The organism is Streptomyces akebiae (assembly GCF_019599145.1).
Lineage (GTDB): Bacteria > Actinomycetota > Actinomycetes > Streptomycetales > Streptomycetaceae > Streptomyces > Streptomyces akebiae.
The window spans coordinates 1,929,184-1,947,515 of sequence record NZ_CP080647.1 but is presented as its reverse complement, the minus strand read 5'-3'; the positions used below and the strand labels follow the sequence as shown (position 1 = coordinate 1,947,515).

General features: G+C 70.1%; 16 protein-coding genes and 1 pseudogene. 4 read left to right on the top strand and 13 right to left on the bottom strand.

Going from position 1 to position 18,332, the window contains the following annotated elements:
* Window positions 1–85 precede the first annotated feature (85 nt).
* The 3 genes from K1J60_RS08640 (at window position 86) to K1J60_RS08630 (ending at window position 3,166) form a co-directional block, all read left to right on the top strand.
* Window positions 86–1,045 carry a CvpA family protein gene (locus tag K1J60_RS08640; protein WP_220645670.1) on the top strand — a complete coding sequence of 320 codons (960 nt, stop codon included), beginning with the start codon at window positions 86–88 and terminating at the stop codon, window positions 1,043–1,045.
* A 179-nt stretch (window positions 1,046–1,224) separates the two neighbouring features.
* Entirely contained in the window at window positions 1,225–1,731 is a 507-nt protein-coding gene (locus K1J60_RS46865) for a discoidin domain-containing protein (protein WP_317619748.1), read from the top strand.
* 178 nt (window positions 1,732–1,909) lie between these two features.
* Complete coding sequence (locus K1J60_RS08630) at window positions 1,910–3,166, top strand: MFS transporter (protein ID WP_220645669.1); 1,257 nt, start codon at window positions 1,910–1,912, stop codon at window positions 3,164–3,166.
* A gap of 266 nt (window positions 3,167–3,432) precedes the next feature.
* Here the strand turns inward: K1J60_RS08630 and K1J60_RS08625 are convergent, their stop codons facing one another.
* A complete protein-coding gene (locus tag K1J60_RS08625; RefSeq protein WP_220645668.1) occupies window positions 3,433–4,215 on the bottom strand; it encodes an intradiol ring-cleavage dioxygenase in 783 nt (260 codons plus the stop codon).
* Window positions 4,216–4,778: 563 nt separating this feature from the next.
* Window positions 4,779–6,170 carry an alpha/beta hydrolase gene (locus K1J60_RS08620; protein WP_220645667.1) on the bottom strand — a complete coding sequence of 464 codons (1,392 nt, stop codon included), beginning with the start codon at window positions 6,168–6,170 and terminating at the stop codon, window positions 4,779–4,781.
* Between the two features lie 364 nt (window positions 6,171–6,534).
* Here K1J60_RS08620 and K1J60_RS08615 point away from each other — a divergent pair, with 364 nt between their 5' ends.
* Window positions 6,535–6,684 (top strand): hypothetical protein, encoded by a 150-nt coding sequence (locus K1J60_RS08615; RefSeq protein ID WP_220645666.1) that lies wholly within the window; start codon window positions 6,535–6,537, stop codon window positions 6,682–6,684.
* A 598-nt stretch (window positions 6,685–7,282) separates the two neighbouring features.
* Here K1J60_RS08615 and K1J60_RS45705 read toward each other — a convergent pair.
* The 11 genes and pseudogenes from K1J60_RS45705 to K1J60_RS08565 form a co-directional block, all read right to left on the bottom strand.
* Window positions 7,283–7,430, bottom strand: a pseudogene (locus K1J60_RS45705) (IS1380 family transposase); the annotation flags it as partial.
* 58 nt (window positions 7,431–7,488) lie between these two features.
* Entirely contained in the window at window positions 7,489–8,850 is a 1,362-nt protein-coding gene (locus tag K1J60_RS08610) for a DUF317 domain-containing protein (protein ID WP_220645665.1), read from the bottom strand.
* Window positions 8,851–8,906: 56 nt separating this feature from the next.
* Entirely contained in the window at window positions 8,907–10,031 is a 1,125-nt protein-coding gene (locus tag K1J60_RS08605) for a DnaB-like helicase N-terminal domain-containing protein (protein ID WP_220645664.1), read from the bottom strand.
* Window positions 10,031–11,290: a DNA cytosine methyltransferase gene (locus tag K1J60_RS08600; protein ID WP_220651366.1), complete on the bottom strand. Its 1,260-nt coding sequence runs from the start codon at window positions 11,288–11,290 to the stop codon at window positions 10,031–10,033. The genes K1J60_RS08605 and K1J60_RS08600 overlap by 1 nt, the downstream gene beginning before the upstream one ends.
* A gap of 5 nt (window positions 11,291–11,295) precedes the next feature.
* Window positions 11,296–12,174, bottom strand: a complete 879-nt coding sequence (locus tag K1J60_RS08595) for an adenine nucleotide alpha hydrolase family protein (RefSeq protein ID WP_220645663.1) — start codon at window positions 12,172–12,174, stop codon at window positions 11,296–11,298.
* 23 nt (window positions 12,175–12,197) lie between these two features.
* Window positions 12,198–13,157 (bottom strand): alpha/beta hydrolase, encoded by a 960-nt coding sequence (locus K1J60_RS08590; protein WP_220645662.1) that lies wholly within the window; start codon window positions 13,155–13,157, stop codon window positions 12,198–12,200.
* Window positions 13,158–13,582: 425 nt separating this feature from the next.
* Entirely contained in the window at window positions 13,583–14,353 is a 771-nt protein-coding gene (locus tag K1J60_RS08585; protein ID WP_220645661.1) for a hypothetical protein, read from the bottom strand.
* Between the two features lie 102 nt (window positions 14,354–14,455).
* A complete protein-coding gene (locus tag K1J60_RS45700; RefSeq protein ID WP_259407629.1) occupies window positions 14,456–14,827 on the bottom strand; it encodes a hypothetical protein in 372 nt (123 codons plus the stop codon).
* 289 nt (window positions 14,828–15,116) lie between these two features.
* Window positions 15,117–16,916 carry a type IV secretory system conjugative DNA transfer family protein gene (locus K1J60_RS08575; RefSeq protein WP_220645660.1) on the bottom strand — a complete coding sequence of 600 codons (1,800 nt, stop codon included), beginning with the start codon at window positions 16,914–16,916 and terminating at the stop codon, window positions 15,117–15,119.
* A gap of 33 nt (window positions 16,917–16,949) precedes the next feature.
* A complete protein-coding gene (locus K1J60_RS08570) occupies window positions 16,950–17,720 on the bottom strand; it encodes a DUF317 domain-containing protein (protein ID WP_220645659.1) in 771 nt (256 codons plus the stop codon).
* A gap of 5 nt (window positions 17,721–17,725) precedes the next feature.
* A complete protein-coding gene (locus tag K1J60_RS08565) occupies window positions 17,726–18,289 on the bottom strand; it encodes a hypothetical protein (protein ID WP_220645658.1) in 564 nt (187 codons plus the stop codon).
* Between the last annotated feature and the right edge of the window lie 43 nt (window positions 18,290–18,332).

The following is an 18,332-nucleotide window of genomic DNA, read 5'->3' as shown; positions in this document are numbered from 1 at the left end:
CTCACAATCGGGAACGGCGAGAATACTGCCGGGCGTCTTTCCTGTCCCAAGCCAATTCAATCGGCTTTGGGGACAGGAAAGGGATTTGATACTGCTCGACCTGTTCATCCTGCTGACCGTGCCGCTGTTCGCTGTATCCGGCTATCGGCGCGGGCTCGCGGCCTCCGTGGCCGTGCTCGCGTTGACCGTGGCGGGCGCCCTACTCGGTCTGGCCCTTCTGCCCTGGGTCCTCGACAGAGTCGGCGACTCCTCGGCGGCCGTGAACACGGCTGCCTTGCTCACCGTGCTCGTCCCGGCCGCCCTCGGTGCCGCACTGGCCCGGCGGCCCGCGTTCTGGCTGCGCGGCCGGCTCCCGACGCGCGGTCCGCTGCGCTGGGCCGATGGCGCGGGCGGCGCGCTGACTGGTGCCGCCGCGTTGCTCGGTGTCGTATGGATCGCGGGCAACGCGGCCCTGGACTCCCCGTACACCTCGACCGCCATGCAGCATCAGATACGCGAGTCGACCACCATGCGCACCCTGGCCGACCGGCTGCCCGGGGAGACGGTCACCTGGGTAGACCGAGCCTCCGGCGTGCTCACCGAGGCCGGTTTCCCGCAAGTGCTCAACGCGTTCCAGAGCGAGCCGGCCACCGGGGTCGCCGAGCCCTCCGGCGACGCCGTGACCGCCACGGCGACGCGCGTCGCGCAGCAGAGCACGGTGAAGGTCACCGGACAGGTCGGCAGCACCGGGCGGGGCTCCGAGGGGAGCGGCTTCGTCTATGGCGATGGCCTGGTGATGACCAACGCCCATGTCGTCGCCGGCGTGGACCGCCCGTGGGCCCAGGCCGGAGGGGTGGGGGAGCTGCTGCCCGCGACGGTCGTTCTGTACGACCCGGGCACCGACGCTGCGGTGCTGTGCGTGACCGATCTGGACACCCCCACCGTCTCCTTCGCAGAGGACGACGCGATGCGGGGCAGCTCCGCCGTGGTCGCCGGTTACCCGCAGAACGGTGGTCTGGAATTGCGAGGTCGGTCTGGTCGGCCCACGACAGGGCTGACTGACTGACGAACATGAGGATGTTCTCGGGCTCCCACGCGGGATCGAGGTAGCCGGCCTCCCGCGCCAGGCCAGAGCGGGGGAGCGGCGCATCAGGACGTTGTTCCGGCTTCCATCGGCGAGGATCGCATGAACGTCCGCCTGCAAGCCACCCGTCTCGGCAGCCCCGCCTCCGACGAGCCCACCAAATACCGCCTCCAGCTCGCCGAACTCGCCGTCCCCGCCGCCGCGACGACGGTCACGGCCAACTTCACCCTGGAGAACGGCGACTGGGGCAAGACGCGGGTCCTGGACGGCACCACCACCAGCGCGACCGGCGCCAGGGCTTCACCAGCATCGACTTCCCCTCCGCCGACATCAGCCGCACGCCCGTCTGGATCGAGATCGACCTCGGCGCCGACCGGGCGATCGGCTCCGCCACTCTCTACCCACGCACGGACACGGGTGGGGCTGGTGGCGGCACGCCGGGCCTCCCAGCCGACTTCACGCTTCAGATCCGGGCCGACGGCGACACCTCGAACACCACCGCCCGCACGGTCACCGGCCCGCCCAACCCGGCCGGAGCCGCCCAGACCTACACCCTCGCCTCCGCCACCGGACGCTACCTGCGCCTGCACGCCACCAGGCTCGGTAGACTCGCCTCGGACGAGAGCACCAAGTACCGCCTCCAACTCGCCGAGATCCTCATCAGATAGCCGCCGGGCGGTGTCGTAGGGGAACCGGGAGTCGTTCCCCGGGGAGATCACTCGCCGCTTCCGCTACGAAGCAGGGAGAAATTCCTCCCCCTCACAGAACGCCCGTGCGGTGCGATGCTCTACGGCGTCCCCCGCCCCACGGCGGTCGCACGTCGCCCTGAAAAGAGAATGCCACCGCATGTCACCCCCGACCGACGGCCGACCCCGCAAGCTGCCCTTCGTCGTCTGGGTGCTGTCCGCCGGAACATTCCTCATGGGCACCACCGAATTCGTCATCGCGGGCCTGCTCCCCGAGATCGCCGACGATCTGAATGTCAGCGTGTCTCAGGCGGGCCTGCTGATCACGGCGTTCGCTGCAGGCATGATCGTCGGCGCACCGGTGATGGCGATCGCGACGCTGCGCCTGCCCCGGCGCTCCACGCTGATCCTTGCGCTCGTCGTCTTCGCCCTCGGCCACCTGGTCGCCGCGCTCAGCTCGTCCTTCGCGCTGGTGCTCATGGCCCGCGTGGTCACCGCACTGGCCACCGGGACCTTCTGGTGCGTCGGCGCGGTCGTGGCCACGACCGCGGCAGGGCCGGCAGCGACGTCACGGGCCCTGGGCATGCTCCTGGGAGGACTGACCGTGGCCACCGTGGCCGGCGTCCCGCTGGGCGCGTGGCTGGGGCAGCTGTCGGGCTGGCGCGGGCCGTTCTGGGTACTGGCCGCACTGTCGGCCGGCGCGGCGGCGGTCATCGGCCGGTACATCCCCGCCGACGAGCGACGCGAAGCGCCGTCCGTGCGGGCCGAGTTCGCCGCGCTGCGGGATGTCCGAATCTGGCTGACACTGAGTTCCATGACGCTGCTGATGGGCGGCGTCCTGGCGACGTACAGCTACATCTCTCCCCTGCTCACCGAACGGGCCAGCATCCCCGCTGAGGCCGTGCCCATGGTCCTGACCGGCTACGGCCTGGGCGCCCTGCTGGGCACCACGGTCGGCGGACGCCTGGGCGACCGCCGACCCCTTGCCACACTCCTCACAGCCGCCGCCACGACCACCCTGGTCCTGCTCTTGTTGACCGTTCTCTCCACAAGCCCCGTGGTGACTGTCGTCCTGGTGACACTCATGGGTGTGACAGGCTTCGCCGCGAACCCGGCGCTCGGCGCACTGGCCCTGCGCTTCGCCGGCTCCGCGCCCACCCTCGCCTCCGGCCTCAGCGGCGCCGCGCCCAACGTGGGCATCGCCATCGGCTCCTGGACGGCAGGCATCGCCCTGACCTCACCACTGCAGCAGGCCGGGCCCCCGCTGGTCGGCACAGCGGCGGCCGCCCTCACCCTCATACCGCTGACCGCACTCACACTGACGCACGCCACTCACTCCGAAACACCAGCCTCCCCGCCTCAGCCCCCAGCAGCCGCAGACCAGTCGGTCGGCTACAGCACCCAGGACGTTGGCTGACTTCGGGGTCTCCCGGAATTGCGGAGGAGGCGGGCCATGTCTCATGCGGTGTGATCGGCGTCGGTCACCGCCCGGCCCTTGACGTCACGCTCCTGGTGCAGCTTGACGCCGTGCATGCCCAAGCGTCGAGAGGCGTCCCTGCGGTAACGGGGTCCGACGTTGGTGGCGCACTGTGAGGCCGCAACACGGTACTGGCTCCCTCCTGCGCAAGGGGGAGGGAGCCAGTACCTGGTTCGGGGCGGACAGGGTGAGCGGGACGGGTTGCGTCAGCTCGATTCCACTCCCACCGTCAGGGTCCCTGCGTACCCGGCCGACGGTGAGCTGCCCAGGGACGTCAGGGTGAGCAGGCCAGAGGCGGCGCCGCCGCCGTCATAGATGGAGTCCTGGGTGAGCGTTGTGCGGGGGACCGTGTTGCTTCGGTACGGGGCGATCGCCGCGACCGCCCTGGTGACGGACTCCGCGAAGTAGAGCTGGCCGGTGAAGAGTTCACGTCCGCCGGTGAACGAGCCGTCGGGGGTGAGCCGGACGTTGACGTGGACCTTGAGGTGGATGTGGACGCACCGGCCGCGGTACCAGCCCGGGTAGACCGTGTTGATCCGCGCGATACCGCTGGAATCCGTCAGGACGCCTCCGCGTAGGAAGGTGCCGTTGTCGGGCTCGTTGTGGCCGTTCTCGCCGACGAACCCGGAGTACTCACCGAGCACGTCGGCGTGCCAGATCTCCACCAGAGCATTGTTCAGTGGGGCACAGGTGTCGTCGTCGACGACGGTGAGGGTGAGCTGGAACGGGATGCCCGTTTTGTTCTCGCGGATGTTGGAGCGGACGAACTGGCCGTCGAGGTAGTAGGGGCCTTCGGTCATCTCTCTCGTGAGGGTGCAGACGGCCGCGGCGGCCACGGGGCCCGTGTTCTCTGTGTCCATGTCGGCTGTGGGGGCTTCAAGTGTGACGGTGGCGCCCACAGACAGGGCGGCGGCCGTGGCGCCGGCGGCGATCAGGACGCTGCGGCGTCCGACCGTGGTCGGCTGTGGGGGTTCTGAAGTGTCTGTCATGTACTCGACAATAGAGTGGAACCTGTGGATCCGGTGTGGATTCCGTGAAGTGAATTGATGTCAAGTCCCTTCTGAGGCAAGCGAGTTGGGGAACCCGAACGGCTGCGGTACGACCGTTGGGGGTCACCTCGCTCCGCGGCAGGTTCTCGATATCGATGACAGCCGTGCCGCGTGTGGGATCGTGAAAAACGAGCCGTTCCGGTGTTCGGTGGCAGGCATCCTCGGTGAACAAGATGGGCTGTCGGTTGCTCGCAGACGAAGTGCGGGTCACCCCGACCGCATTGGCGCAGCGGCGCGGAGTTGACGGCACCCGCATCCGATGCCGGTCCTGGTGTCCGCTTTGTTGCCGCGTCTGCTGCGGCTCGGCATCAGGGAGACCAGGACGACTTCTTCCGTCGGACCAGGGGGCTCCTGCGAGAGCTCACAGGATGAGTTGAGCTATGCGCTTCAGCGGGGCTGATCGCCGCACTCCCGACCAGCCCCCACGGAGCAGCGCCTTGTTGAGTGGGCGGCTCAATGTCCGGCATGGAGGCCGGCCTCACCGGTTCCAGCAGATCCGTTCCCTACGGTCGTCGAGCGATCGTCAGGTCTGACGGGCGGTATGGGATGTACGCGGCGCCGTCGAGGTTGAGGGCGGTCGCTGACTGCTGGAGTGCGCTGGGAGTCGCGGCGTTGCCCCAGCGGCCGGTGTCCAGGCGGTGTTCCACGGCGTTGAGGGCGGCGACCGTTTCGGCGACGGTGAAGAAACAGTGGCCCTGGCGCTCGATGTATGCCTGGCGGAGGAGGGGGGCGTCTCCGGCGGCTCGGACCCGGGTGGCGAAGCGGGATTCCTGTTCGACGGGGACGAGGTCGTCGGCGACGGTGTGGATGTTGAGGAGGGGGACCGCAAGGCCCTGGCCTGCGGAGGACGTGCGTTCGGCCGTGGCGACGGCGGTGGGGTCGGCGGTGATGGTGGCGTTGGCGGTCAGGTTCCTGAGATCGGCTCGCAGGTCCAGGCCGGCCTGCTGGTAGAGAGCCTTGACCAGGGGCGCGTGCTGAGAGGTCGCGAGCACCCGCGCGTAGTCGACGCCCTTGTTGCCGGAGTTGTTGCCGCCCAGGGCCTTCTCGACGTGGTAGCGGGCAGGCTCGACGCGGTTGAGGACGCCCTGCGCGAGCCACTCGTACTGCTGGGCCTGCTGTTCCGCCCAGTCGCCGGCGGCGGGGCGGTCCTTGCCGGGTGCCCAGGCGGGCAGGTTGAGGTAGGCGGCGGCGAGGGCGATACGCGCGCGGCCCTCGGGGGTCCCCTGCGCGGCGACTACGGCGTCGGTGAGCTGCCGCCCGGTGACGGCGCCCTCGGCCTCGGAGGCGAAGTCCACCAGCTTCACAGGCGTGCCGGGAAGCAGGAGCCGGGCGATCGTGTACTCGGCGTCAAGCTGGTAGCTGTGCAGGTCGTTGGCGCCGGCCACGAGTCCGCAGAGGCCCAGGGCGCCGTCGATCCCACCGGCCCCGGAGCGGGCGAGCTGGGCGTTGACCAGGCCACCCATGGACTGGCCCATGGCGAGGGTGCGGGTGGGTTCGCCGATCTTCTCGGTGACCGCCGCGATGGTGGCGACCTGGTCGCGCTCCGCGCTCTCCAGGCCCCAGAGGGTCTCGCTCACGTCGTAGGAGGAGCCGGTGAGCGCGTAGCCCTCTTCGAGGAGGCGCAGGCGCACGGCCTCGCGGGGCGCGTTTTCGGCCGCTGTGCCGCCGAAGCCGTGGCTGAAGACGATCAGGGTGCCGTTCCAGTTCTCGGGAACGTCGGCGATCCAGGTGGCGCCGTCGGCGAGGATGCCGTTGAGACGTTGGACCGTCGCGGCGGTGGCGGTCGTGTCCGGGGCGTTCGCCGGTGCGGCCGAGGCGCCGGTGAAAGAGAGGACGACAGCTGCGGCCAGGGCGGTGAAGGTGCGAGCAGTTGAGCGGCGAGTCCGTAAAGCCATTGGGGGTGGCTCCTGTCTGCGGATAAGGAAGGGCGCGTGGCGCCCGGGGATTGGTATGCCCGAGAATGTAGGGCTGAAATATTGCGACCGTCGAGTCTATGCACAACATTCTGTGAGGCGTGGCGCGGAATCGATGATTCTCGTCGGCACTCCTCGGCCCGGGATCGCAGTGTGTGGCGCCGGTGTGACGGAGGCCCGCTGGTGGCCGCTCGGGTGGCCATCCCCCTGAGGTGTGGGGGTTTTTCTATGACGTCGCATTTTTGCGTGTCCTTACGGGGATGTTCGTCCCACTTGCGCGCCCGATGGCAGCGGGGTTGGGCCGAGACGAACCGGGGCGTGGCTCCGGACGCGGCATGTCGCAGCCGTGGTCGAACGATCGGCCGAAATCCGACGTTGGCGGCCCTGCGTGGTGCTGCTGGGCTCCGCGGAGACCCAGGGCAGCCTGCGAGCCGTCGCGGCGGGCCCGGGCGACCTCATCCAGATCCACACCATCGTGCCGCCAGTTGTCGGCTGACATCGGTGGAGAGGCAGTCGAGTTCGGCCCCGAACTTGTCGCGGCTGGTCATCTCCGGCGGGCCGCTCGGAGCGACTGGCACCAGCTTCTGCATCGTCTTCTCCGGCACACTGCGGCCTGGAGCAGGGCGGTGCCTTTCCCCGCGGCGGCCTCCGAGTCCATGACGAACGAGCCATCGGTCATCAGCCGCTCGCACGATGCATGGCTCCGGCTGACAGGAGCCAGTGAGATGACCGGTGGAACGAGCGCGTCGGTGGAAGCGACCCCCGCCCGCACGGCCGCCCGGGGGCGTATCAGATCCTCGTCGCACCGACCGCGTCGCCGGCGAGGCGGAGCGCAGCGGATCGGGATGAAGGGAAGGCGCGCAACTCGGCCGGGATACCGATGCTTCGGAGGAGAACATCCCTGAAGAAGCCGGTCCCGGGTCGACGAGGCGAGGCTGTCCGACTCGGCCCTCGGCCGTAGGGGGCTTGCGTCAACGGACGCCATGCTGTGCCCACGCACTGATGGGGCTCACCACCACCGAGGCGCGCACGGAAGGATTCCGCCAGGGACACGACGGTCACCCTGTCGTACAGCGGGGTCACTTCGTGCTCGGCATGCCGACATCGGCCAGGCAGTCCCCGCTGAGTGCGGCGGCCAGGGCCATATCCAGAAGGATCTTGCCCGGATCGTGCACCGTCCCGCGGCTTGCGCCACGGCGCCAGCGGCCCCGATATCGCGGTGTCCAGCCCCACACTCTCCGCTTATTTGATCAAGACGTGGACGAGCATGCTCATGAAAACGCGAGGCTAGAGGTCCAAGTCAGTGCCGGGGACCTGCCACCGGCGACGAAGGGGAGGCCGGTGGAACAGCGACGGCCGTGGTGGTGACGGAGGTGGTGTGCTGCGGAGCGGTCTGACGGGTTCCGGTTCCGTGGGCGAGTTCTTCGGCGAGGTCGGCGAGTAGGCCGGACGGGGTGTAGACGGAGGCGCGAATGGCCCAGGCGGGGTGGTCGATGCTGGGGCCGGCCCAGATGGTCCATGTGTCGAGGGGAGTGTGGGGTGCCTGGGCGGCGAAGGCGTCGAATTGCACGCCGGCATCCTCCTGAAGGGTCTGCCAGCGCAGCCAGCGTCCGTCCACGGTGTGCGTCCAGCCTGCTTCGGTGAGGGGGCGGGTTGCGTCGGTGACGGTCTTCTCGGTGACCGGGCTACCGACGGCTGTTTCCCATGCGTCTTCGGCGGCGAGGACGGTCAGCAGGGTGTTGAGGACGGTGGCGGGTGTGGTGGCGGCAATGGTCATGTGCCACATGCGGTCGCTGACCGGTGTCTCGTACGCGGCGATGGTCCACTTCGGGTCACGGGACCGGGCGTCGTGGTCGAAGAGGACGCGCAGGGTGAGCGATTCATGGACGGCGATGGTGGTGTTGTCGTCCCAGGTGCGGTACTTCTCCCAGTCGTTGTTCTGCGTGAGGAAGTCGTTGAGCAGGGCTTCGTGATCGCCGGGGCCGACGGCGTAGGAGGGGCCCCTCTCGATACGCGGGGTGGCGGGGGCTTGCGCCGTGTCGGGTGAACGGAGGCTGGTGCGTGCCTGGGCGGTCTGCTGTTCGATGTCGGTCATGGGTGCGGGTCCGGGGCGTACGGCGTCGCCGTGGAGGCGTTGGAAGGAGGCGAGGGCCTGGGCGGGGGATTCGAGTCTGTCGGCGATGGAGCGCAGGTGGTTCTCGCCGTGCAGGGCGACGGTCCCTCCGTCGAGGTAGGTGCCGATGGCGACGGTGGTCCAGCCGTCGTGGGCATGGGCGTGGATGATGAGTCGGCCGTGGCGGATGTCGTCGTAGATGGTCTGGGCTGCGTTGGAGACCTCCCGTACCTCGGCGCGGGTCAGCCAGTGCATGGGGTAGTTCGCCCAGGTCCATTCCTCGTCGATGGCTTCACGTAGCCGGGGTGTGATCTCGGTGGTGATGCCTTCGGCGTGCAGGGCGTGGGTGGCTTGGTGGGCCCAGTAGGGCTCTTCGTGGTCGATCCGGGCCAGGACCATGGTGTGGTCGTCGAGGTTCTCGAAGCCGCGGGCGGCCAGGAGGGCCTGAGCGGCGCGGTGGTGGGTGCCGGTGAGGGTGGCGGTCACGGCGCTGGTGTGGGCGGGGTGGGTGTCGAAGCGGACGTGGGCGTCGATCGGGTGGTCGGACATGGAGGTGGGGCTCGATTCGGGTTCGGTCCCGGATGTGGGTTGGCCGGGCCCGGTGGTCATCGGTGGGTGCGTGCGGAGGTGAAGGCCGGCCGGTGAGGCGGACCGGCCCGGGGGGCCGGGGCTGGGCGTGCCGAGGGCCGGGTGGCGGGCGACGGGGCTGGAGCGGTGGCGCGGTTCCAGCGGGTGCGCAGGGAATTGAGGTCGGCCAGGGCGCGGCGGCTGCCGGTGATGAGCTGGTGGGGGGTGTTCGCGGGGTCGTCGGTGTAGGCGGTGATCCGGTCGGCAACCGCGTGGGCGCGGGCGAGGAGGGCGCGCTTGAGGATTCTCTCGCCCCAGTACTCGGGGGAGCCGGCGGGTATGGAGACCAGGGCCATCAGGTCTTTGGGGGTGAGGGAGTTGGTGAGCAGTCCGTGGTGCTGGGCCTCGCCGAGGACGGTGACTGGGTCGACCATGTCGCCGCGGTGGACCAGCGCCGTGATGGACTGCCAGAGCGCGGCGTGCAGCGGCAGCAGGAAGTCCGCCTCGGTCAGCCACCGCATCTGCTGGACCTCTGCCGGATAGGCGGTGGCGGTCGCCAGGAGGAGGCGCTCTTCCTCGAGGTCCTCCTCGCTGGCTTGCCGTGGGACATCCGGGGGGAGTGCTGTGCGGGGGAAGGAGCCGGGGTGCGGGGCGAACTGTTCGGCGAGGGAATCCAGGACGCGGCCGATGTCGTTGGCCAGGCCGAGCGTTGCGGCTACCGGGTTGGGCAGGCCCGGGTCGGTTGCGGTGGACGCGAGGCGCTCGGCGTGCCCGCGCAGAATCCGGCGAGCGTTGTCGGCGTGGATCATCCTGGCGTATGCCGCAGCGTGCTTGGGCTGCGGGCAGAACTGGATGAGGGCGTGGAGGTAGGAGGCGCTCAGGCCGCGAGCGTGAGGACGGGCGTGGTCCAGCACCGCGTTGAGCCAGGCGGTGTCCTTGGCGTGGGCGGCGGGGTCGGGCGGCGGGAGCGTGCGGATCGCGGTGAACAACGCGGCGTGGGTGTGGCTGTCGAAGTGGTGGGCGATCAGCGGCTCGGTGTCGGCCAGACGCGCAGGCTCGAGGAGGAGGGCGCCGAGCAGGGCCTGCTCGGCGTAGTGCACGGGCTTCGGCGCCGGGACGCGGTCGAGGCCGTCGTCGTCATGGGGATCGGGGGTGTGGGGCATCAGGCGGCGAGAGTGAAGTCAGCAGGGTTGAAGGGCTTGTTGAGGTGCGGGGCGAGCAGGTGTGCGGCCAGGCGAGGGGGGACGGCGTTGCCGATCTGCGAGAACATCTGGCCCTTGTTGCCTTGCCACGGATAGTCGGCGGGGAAGCTCTGCAGCACACCCGCTTCCCGGGCGGTGATCTTGATCGGCTCCGGTGTCGACCCCGCTGCCTCGACGGTGGGTTCGGCGACCCAGGTGCACTCGTTGGCTCGGTGGCCGAAGAAGAGCGTGCCGGCGGGTTCGTTGGACCGGCGGATGGTGGCGTTGGTCTGGTTGTTGCTGCGCAGTGACCACGACCAGCGGTGCGCCTCGGCAGTGAACGTGGGGGTTGGAGCGTCTGCGGGGCGGTTGTCGCGGGCGCCGTGCCGGGCGGTCCAGCCGGAGCCCTCTCGCTGGGAGGCCAGGACGATCTCGGAGTCGGGGCGGGCTGCCCAGGTGCCGCGGGCGCGTGCGTCGGTGAGGGTCTTGCGGGAGCCGGAGGGGAAGGGTTCTGGGCCGCCTCCTGGTCCGCCGCCCGCGCACACAGTGGGCACGGGCCGGTCGGTGGCGCCCCAGCCCAGAGCCTCCGCCATGGACACCCAGCGGGCACGGCCGGGCCCGAACAGGCTTTCCGGCTCGGCCAGTTGTGCATGCGTGGGAGGTGGGGGCTCGGCGATCCGTACCCGGGAGGCGAGCAGGAGCGCCCTCCGCCGCGTCTGCGGGACACCGTAGTCGGCGGCGTTGAGAATGCCGACCCACACCGAGAAGCCCCAGGTGCGCAGGATGGCCGCGTACTGCTTCCACAACGGCAGAACGTCGGGGACCTCTTCCATGGCCACCCACTCGGGCTCGCCCACGGTGTTCAGGGCGTGCAGGTAGCGCATGGGCTCGGCCGCCAGGAGAGAGCGTTCGTCGGCGCACGCGGCGAGCAGCTGCTCGCGGGTGTCGCGTCCGGCCGCGAGGTCGGCGACGGCCTGGTGGACGAGCGGCTGGTCGACCAGGCCGAGCCGCTTGCCGGCCATGCTCCATGCCTGACACGGAGGGGAGGCAATCAGCCCGAGGATCCGGCCGGAGAAGATCCACGTCGGATAGCGGGCGACATCGGTCCTGATCGTCAACTGCCCTGCCATGGCCCGGGTCTTGCAGGCCCACTCGTCCCACTCCAGGCCGATGTCCCGCGCGCCGAGGACGGTGAGCGCGTGGCTCCAGCCGCCGGGCCCGGCGAACAGATCGAGGATGATCCTCCTCACGAGGCCAGTCCGAAGTCGTCCTGCACCGGCTCGTACTCGGAGGCTCCGCGGCAGGCCCAGGGAGAGCAGCCGTCGACCACGCCGTTCTCCAGCTCCTCCACCATGACGGCACCGTCGTCGAGTTCCTGCTGGCGCGCAGCCCACTCCGCGGCGGTGACGTGGTCGATGGGGGCCTGGTCGAGGGGGACGCGGGAGCGGTGCAGGAACGCCTGCCCGAGCAGCCGGTTCCCGGAGGCGTTGGCGCGGGCGTTGCCCTGGCGGATGGCCGCGTCGAACGCGACCACGTCCGCCCATTCCGCCGGACTGCTGTCCCGGATATTCCTCCACTGCGCGTTTCCGTGAAATGGACAGCCGAGGCAGCTCGATTTTGGAGTGTCGGCCAGGCCGATAGAGGTCAAATATCGGATGCAGTCTGCGCGTGACCAGCCGAGGTCTATGAGTGGATGCCGGTTGCGCATGTACTTGACGTCGGCGTCCTTGGCCCGGTGGAATTCATCCGTCGAGATGCCGACCCACTGTTCGACGAATATGTCCTTGGGGATGTGCTGGGGGTAGGGGTATCCGAGAAGTTCTCGGACCTTCTTCTTGATCGGTTTTATTTTATATTCCCCGGTGCACTGGCGCCTGGTCATGCCCTGTTTCCCGTCCTGGTTGAGGATGTACAGCGGCATGGACGCGAAGCGGTGCTCGGGATCCAGGGCGTCGTCTCGAATGTTTCCCGCGGTGACGCGCAGGACGGGTATGCCTGCAGGGGTGGCGATTTCCTGTTCGAGGCGGTCGAGGTGGGAATAGACGACTTTGGGTTCCCAGCCAGTGTCGGCGAAAATGGCGTAGTCGACCTTGGGGAGGATGCCTTCGGCGGACAGGGCGAGCATGGTGCTGGATTGAATTCCGGTGCCTAGTGAAATCGCATGGAAAGCGGGGAGCTTGGAAATAGCTGGTCCTGGGGGTGATGGGGCTGGCCCGGTTCGGCGGCGAGGCGGGCGATGCGGGCGCTGATGAGGGCGGCGTGGCGGATGGGCAAGGCGTGTGTGGTGCGGGGGAGGACGTCCAGTGCGGCGGCAGGGAGGTGGGCGGCCAGCTGCTTGGTGTGGGCGGCGGGGATGTGCCGGTCGTCGGCTCCCGCCATGAGCAGCAGCCGGTCGCCGAGCTGGCTCAGGACGGTGAGGTCGCGCGGCTTGTAGTCGCGCAGGGACTGCCACAGGGCGGCGAGATCACCGGTCGCGGTGTGGCGGACGCCGTGGCGGCACGGCGGTGGCCCGTCGGCCGACCGGTTGGGGCCTGGGGCGAGGCGGTGGGGGTGTGTGGCGGGCAGCCTTCGGCGCAGGAGATCCACCGCGCGAGGTGCGTGGGCGCAGGTCAGGGCAGCGAGGCTGCGCCCGGCGGCCAACAGCCAGGCGCACGGGCCGCGGCCGGGCAGCACCGTCGCACCGCGTGCGGTGGGAGACAGCAGCACCATGCCCCGTACGCGGGTCAGGTGTTGGGGGTGCAGGTCGGTGAGTTCCTGCAGGACCAGGGCGCCCAAGGAGTGGCCGGCGAGCACGAGCGGTCCGGAGGGGACGAGACGGGTCAGGATCTGGTGCAGGTCGTCGGCGAGCTGTTCGACCGTCAGAGGTGCCCGGCCTCGGGAGGTGTGGCCGTGCGCGCGCTGGTCGTAGCGCAGGACGCCCAGGCCCAGACCGGTCAGGTGCCGGGTGTGCAGACGCCACAAGTCGGCGGTGACGGACGCGCCGTGCACGAGGACGACCGTCGCGCCGTCGCGACGCGGGCGCACAGGCGTATCGCGGTAGACAGCCAGGGGTGTGCCGTCCGCGGCGGAGACGGACAACACCTCCGTGACAGAAGGCGGATGGGACATGGGCGTGGACTCCGGAAGGTGGGATCGCTGGAGGGGCAGCCGTGCGCTGAGGGCGGTGGAGACAGCTGTTGGACACCGCACTGCGCTTGTCGCTGTGAGTGGGTGTAGGCAGGTACCGGGGCCCCGAGACTCCGAGGGGGCCGGGCGTTCAGCCCCGTACCGCTGGCCTTTGGGCGCCGAGACGATTAGCGGTGGCGTGCCCAGGGCGGCGTAGCGGTGGGCGTGGCGGCGATGGCTGGAGCTTGGTCCCGAGCCGGTACCGATGAGGGCAAAGATCCGTCGGCACGGCTGATCGCTGAAGGCGTCGTGCGTGTAGTTCCAGCCGAACAGGTGGATCAACGGACCGAGCGTGTCGCCGATCCGGTCCAGTCCGCCGCCGGCCAGGTGGCGCGGGGAGGCCAGGACGCGGTCCGTCGGGGTGAAGCTCACCGTCTGCGGCACGCTCCCTGCTTCGTGGCAGGAGGCATCACGGCCGCTGCTCGGGCGGCAACTGTGGTGGGCTTGTGCTGGGCGAGGGCACGCCGGCCGTCGGCGGTGACGTCGAGGCGCTGGCCCTGGTGCAGGGGTGTCGCGGTGTCCACCTCGACGAGTCCTCGCTTGATCAGGGCGTTGAGGGTGGCGACGTGCACGGTGGCCCGGTCCTTGTCGATGGCCTTGAGCACGCCGTGCCGGCTGATTACGTAACGGGTGCCGCCTCCTGCGGACAGCCGGGCGAGGACGGCGTACTGGCTGGCCGTGATCTCCGGCACGGGTGTCGCCTGCTGCTGTTCGGCGTGCTGTTTCAGGTCCCGGGAGATACCACTGGCGAGGTAGTAGCAGCCGGTGTGGGCCAGGTCGAGCTGGTGGGCGGCGTCCGCGAGGTGCTCCGCAATGGCGGGGACGGCCTCCGTGTGCCGTACCGTGCGCACGGCTGCTTCATCGGTCGGCGGGCCGGGGAACGCGGCGCCCTCCAGAGGGTTGGCCTCCAGCGCGCCAGCCAAGTCGGATGCGGCGATACTGGCGGCGAAGACGACGGAGGCGAGCGCTTCCAGGGACGGGCGGCTGCCGGGTACGGCGGCGTACTGGCTGCCGTCGAGGGCGGCCAGGCGTTCCATGGCCTGTTGGACCAGCTCGTTCGTGGACAGGATCTTCGACGTGAGCTGCTGCCGGGCGTCGGTGCCGGGTGTGAGGGTGAGTGAGCGGACTTCGCTGTGCAAGTCCTCGAAGGCGCTGCCGAGTTGCCGCAGTTGGGCGATCTCGGCTTGCAGGTCGATCTGGTGAATGGTGCTGCTCCGGGTGAGGGCCGGGGGGCTTGGTGGTCAGCGGCTGCGTCGGTGGGCCTGGTCCGGGGAGGGTGCCGCGGGCGTGGCTGGACGGCGGGCGGGCGCGGGCGGGATGTCCTGGAGGGTCGGGATCCCGAGGTCGACGCGCACGCTGGCGCCGAGCGTGTAGAGGTGGGATTCGGCACAGACCACCGCACCCACGGCGTCGGATTCACCGAACTCGGCGGGAAGTGTGTACTCCCGCGTTGCCTTCGTCGAGGTGAAGCCGTGCTGGATGAGGACACCCCTTGCCCGGTCGGTGACCGCGGTGGCGGTGACCGTGCCGTTGCGGAAGCGCATGGTCGCCTCGGGCTCGGCGTCGGTGGTGCGGGGGTAGCGCGTGGTCCAGGCGAGGTCGACGAGGTCCATGGTGTGGGACAGGAGCCCGTAGAAGGCGACGCCGGCGCGCTCATGCGCGTCCTCGGCGGTCCCGGGCGGCAGGAGGTAGAGGGTGCGGCCCTGGTGCTGGCGGGCTGTGAAGCCTGCTGCGGTCAGGTGTCGGGCGGCGTTGCGGATGGGGCGGTTGAGGACGGCGAACGTCCATCCGTCATCGGTCGAGCCGATGAAGACGTCGTGGTGGTCGGTGATGGCTATCGGTCATCCCGGTGGCTGGGTACAGGTGGGGCAGCCCGGCGGGGTGCTCGGGCGTGGTGGGTGGTCAGGCGGCGGGGCCGTAGTCGCTTTGCTGCGGGGCGTGCTTGGCGATGGCGCGGGTGGTGATGGCCTTCGATGCGCGGGCGGAGGCGGCAGTCAGTGCGTCGGCGTCGGGCTCCGCGTACCAGGGGCGCAGGTCGAGCATGGCGGCGCGCATGCCGGTGGCGAAGCACAGGGCGGTGCCCTTGGGCAGGGCGCGGATCGCGTCCGCGGGCAGGATCCGTTCCTGCCGCATCGACACGGAGGTCGACTTGCCCGAGTCGGAGATGGAGGTCGAGGTGGTCTCCACGTCGTGGTCGCCGATGAGGCGGGAGAGTTTGTCGGCGAAGTCGGGATCGTCGATGCCGGAGCCGATCACCTTGACGGTGCTCGCGGACCACATGGCGTCCATGCCCGCGTCGCCCCAGACTTTCTGGCCCTGGCGGTAGGACTGCAGGATCGTGATGGGGATGATGCCGCGCGAGCCCAAGTGGCTGTACAGGTCGGGCAGATCGGAGATTTTGCAGACGTTGGCGGCCTCGTCGAGGATCGCGAGCATGGGCGGGTCGAGCCGTCCGCCGGCGCGCTCGGCCTGCGCGGTCGCCGCGCGCATGACGGAGTCCGCGCACGCCGCGATCAGGGCACTGGCGCCGCCGCCACCGTCCTTCGACAGCAGGTACAGAGTGTCCGTGGACGAGACGAACTCCGACGGCCGGAACTCGGACACGTCCTTCTGTGGGGTGACCCACGCCGCGATATCGCTGTTGAGGAGGGCTGCGGCGTACTGTCGGGCGGTTTCGTAGATGCCGTCCCGGGTTTCGGGCGGTCCTTCGACGGTGCCCTTGAGTTGGGCGGCGACCGCGGTGAACTGGTGGTCGCGCAGGATGTCGAGAGGGGTGCGGTCGGCGGGGAAGGCCAGCCACTGCATGACGTCGGTGATGGGCCGTTCGTCGAGAGCCGCGGCGAGGAACAGCTGCGACAGGATGTTGCTGCCGGCCTTGGACCAGAAGTCGCCCTGCTGGCTGGCGTCCATGGAAGCCGCGAGGAAGTGGCCGGCCAGACGGCCTGCGCCGTCGAGGGTCCTGGCGTCGGCGAGCGGGTTCCACCACATCTCCCGTTCGGCGTGGGCGATCTGCTGCGGGTCCATCGACCACGTCCGGCCGGTCCTCTGCCGTGCGTCGAGGGTGGCGGTGTAGGCGTCGCCGGCGGCCTTGTTGGAGGTCAGCAGGACGGGGCCGGGCGCGGCGAGGATCGAGGGGATCGCGAGCGAGGTGGTCTTGCCGGAGCGGGGCGCCATGATGGCGACGGCGACGTCCTCGTACCCCATGCGGACCTCGTGGCGGCTGCCCTGGAGGTTGCCGAGGAGGATGCCGGTGTCGGCGGCATCGATGTGCTTGACGTCCTTCAGGCTGGGGCGCAGGGAGCGGGCCTTGGCGGTGATCGCCCGGGCCATCAGCAGCTCGATGTCCTTCGCCTTGGCCATGCCGGCGATCTTCTTCTTCCGGCCACTGCCGGAGTTCTTGTGTCGTGACCAGACGACTGCGGCGGTGACGGCGAGGGCGATCATCACGGCGACGGGGATGATGCGGGCACCGATGAGCAGGGTCGTTTCTCCGGCGGTAGGCCAGAGCTGGTCGGGGTGCAGGAGGGCGTTGATGGGCTGGTACGGCGCCCAGGGACCGGAGTGGGTGATCCAGGCGGCGAGGTTGCCGCACAGCCAGGCGAGGTTGGACAGGGGGACGGCGATCGCGAGGGCGCCGAGGAGCACCTTGAAGGCGATGTCGTAGCCGTCGCTGCTGGAGGAGGCGGGGGAGGCGTGGGGCAAGGGCAGGATTCCGGAGTGAGAGGTGTGGCCGGGTCAGCGCGTACGGCGCGGTGGCGGCTGCGGCCGACGCGGCGGCAGCGAGGGCGCGCCACGCCGGCGGCGTGCGGCGAGGTCCTGGACGCGCTGCTCCAGCGGATCCAGCCCGCCCGGCGGGCCCGTCGGCGCGGGGGCCGTCTGCAGGTGGGGACGAGCCTGGAAGGGGAGGGCGAGCGGGTCGCGGCGCAGCGGTGCGGGGTCGGTGAGGGCGCTGGTGAAGGCGGCGACCAGGTGGAGCGGAGTGTCGGCGCCGAGGTGGGCGCGCCAGATCACCGTGTCGGGGTCGCCGGGCAGGGAGGTGGTGACGAACCAGCTGCCTTGCCCCTGGCCGGCGCGCTCGACACGGACGGGGCTGTCGGGGGACGAGGCCGAGACGTCGGAGTGTTCCAGCCAGCCGGCCGCGTACAGGATCTCGAAGGGATCACTCACCGCCGCCGCTCCGGGGGCGGGCTCGGTGAGGGCGTCGGTGAACGCGGCGAGGATCTCCACCGGGATGCGCGCCCCGAACCGGGCGTACCAGGCGGGTTGTTCGTCGGTGGGGGCGTGGAGGATCGTCCACCACGGCTCGTCCGGGTCCGGGTACAGGCTCAGCTCGGCCTGCTGGTCGGGCCGGACCAGATGGACGATCGGGGAGAGCGGAGTGTGGTCGTAGCGCCATCCCCCGGCCTGGTGGAGGGCCACGGTGACCCAGCGCGGGTCCCCGCCCCCGGCCAGGCAGGGCGGGGTGACGAGGAGTTCGTCGGCCGCATCGTGAGGCAGGAAACGCATGCGGCTCACCTCCGTGCCACGGGCGCCGCGGCAGCGGAGGCCGTTGGAGCGGGTCGAGGCGCGACGGCCTCCAGACGAGGCGGGGTGCGTTGGGTCGTCGTGTGAATGGCGAGGATCACGGGGGCGTGCAGGGCCAGCTCGTTGAGTGCGTGCCATGCCTCGGCGTTGCGGGCGTCGATGAGGTCGTCGTATGCCTCTGTCCCCGGCCGGGCGGAGGGCGGCAGGTCGTCGAGGCGGGCGCGATAGTCCTCCTCGAAGGCGTCGAGCTGGTCGAGAGCGTCTTCGGCGCCCGCCAGGTGCCACGCCCAGTGGGACTGGACGGCCCGGGCGGGGAGCTGCTGGAGCTGGACTTCGGCGGTGGAGACCAGCTCCCGGGCGAAGGGGCGGATCTGCGCGGCGGCGACCCAGGTGTCGGCGTCGCGGCGGGCTGCGCGCCGCCCGTAGGACTCGTCGTCGTACGGCCAGCTGTCGGGGTCGGTGTGCTGGTCGGAGTAGGCGTCCCACGCGGCCAGGATCTGTTCGCCGGTGTGGAGGAACGCGGCGAGCTGGTCGAGGCGCTGCTGGTGCATGACGCTCGGAGGGGAGGGTGGGGAGGCCACAGGGGGTCTTGCA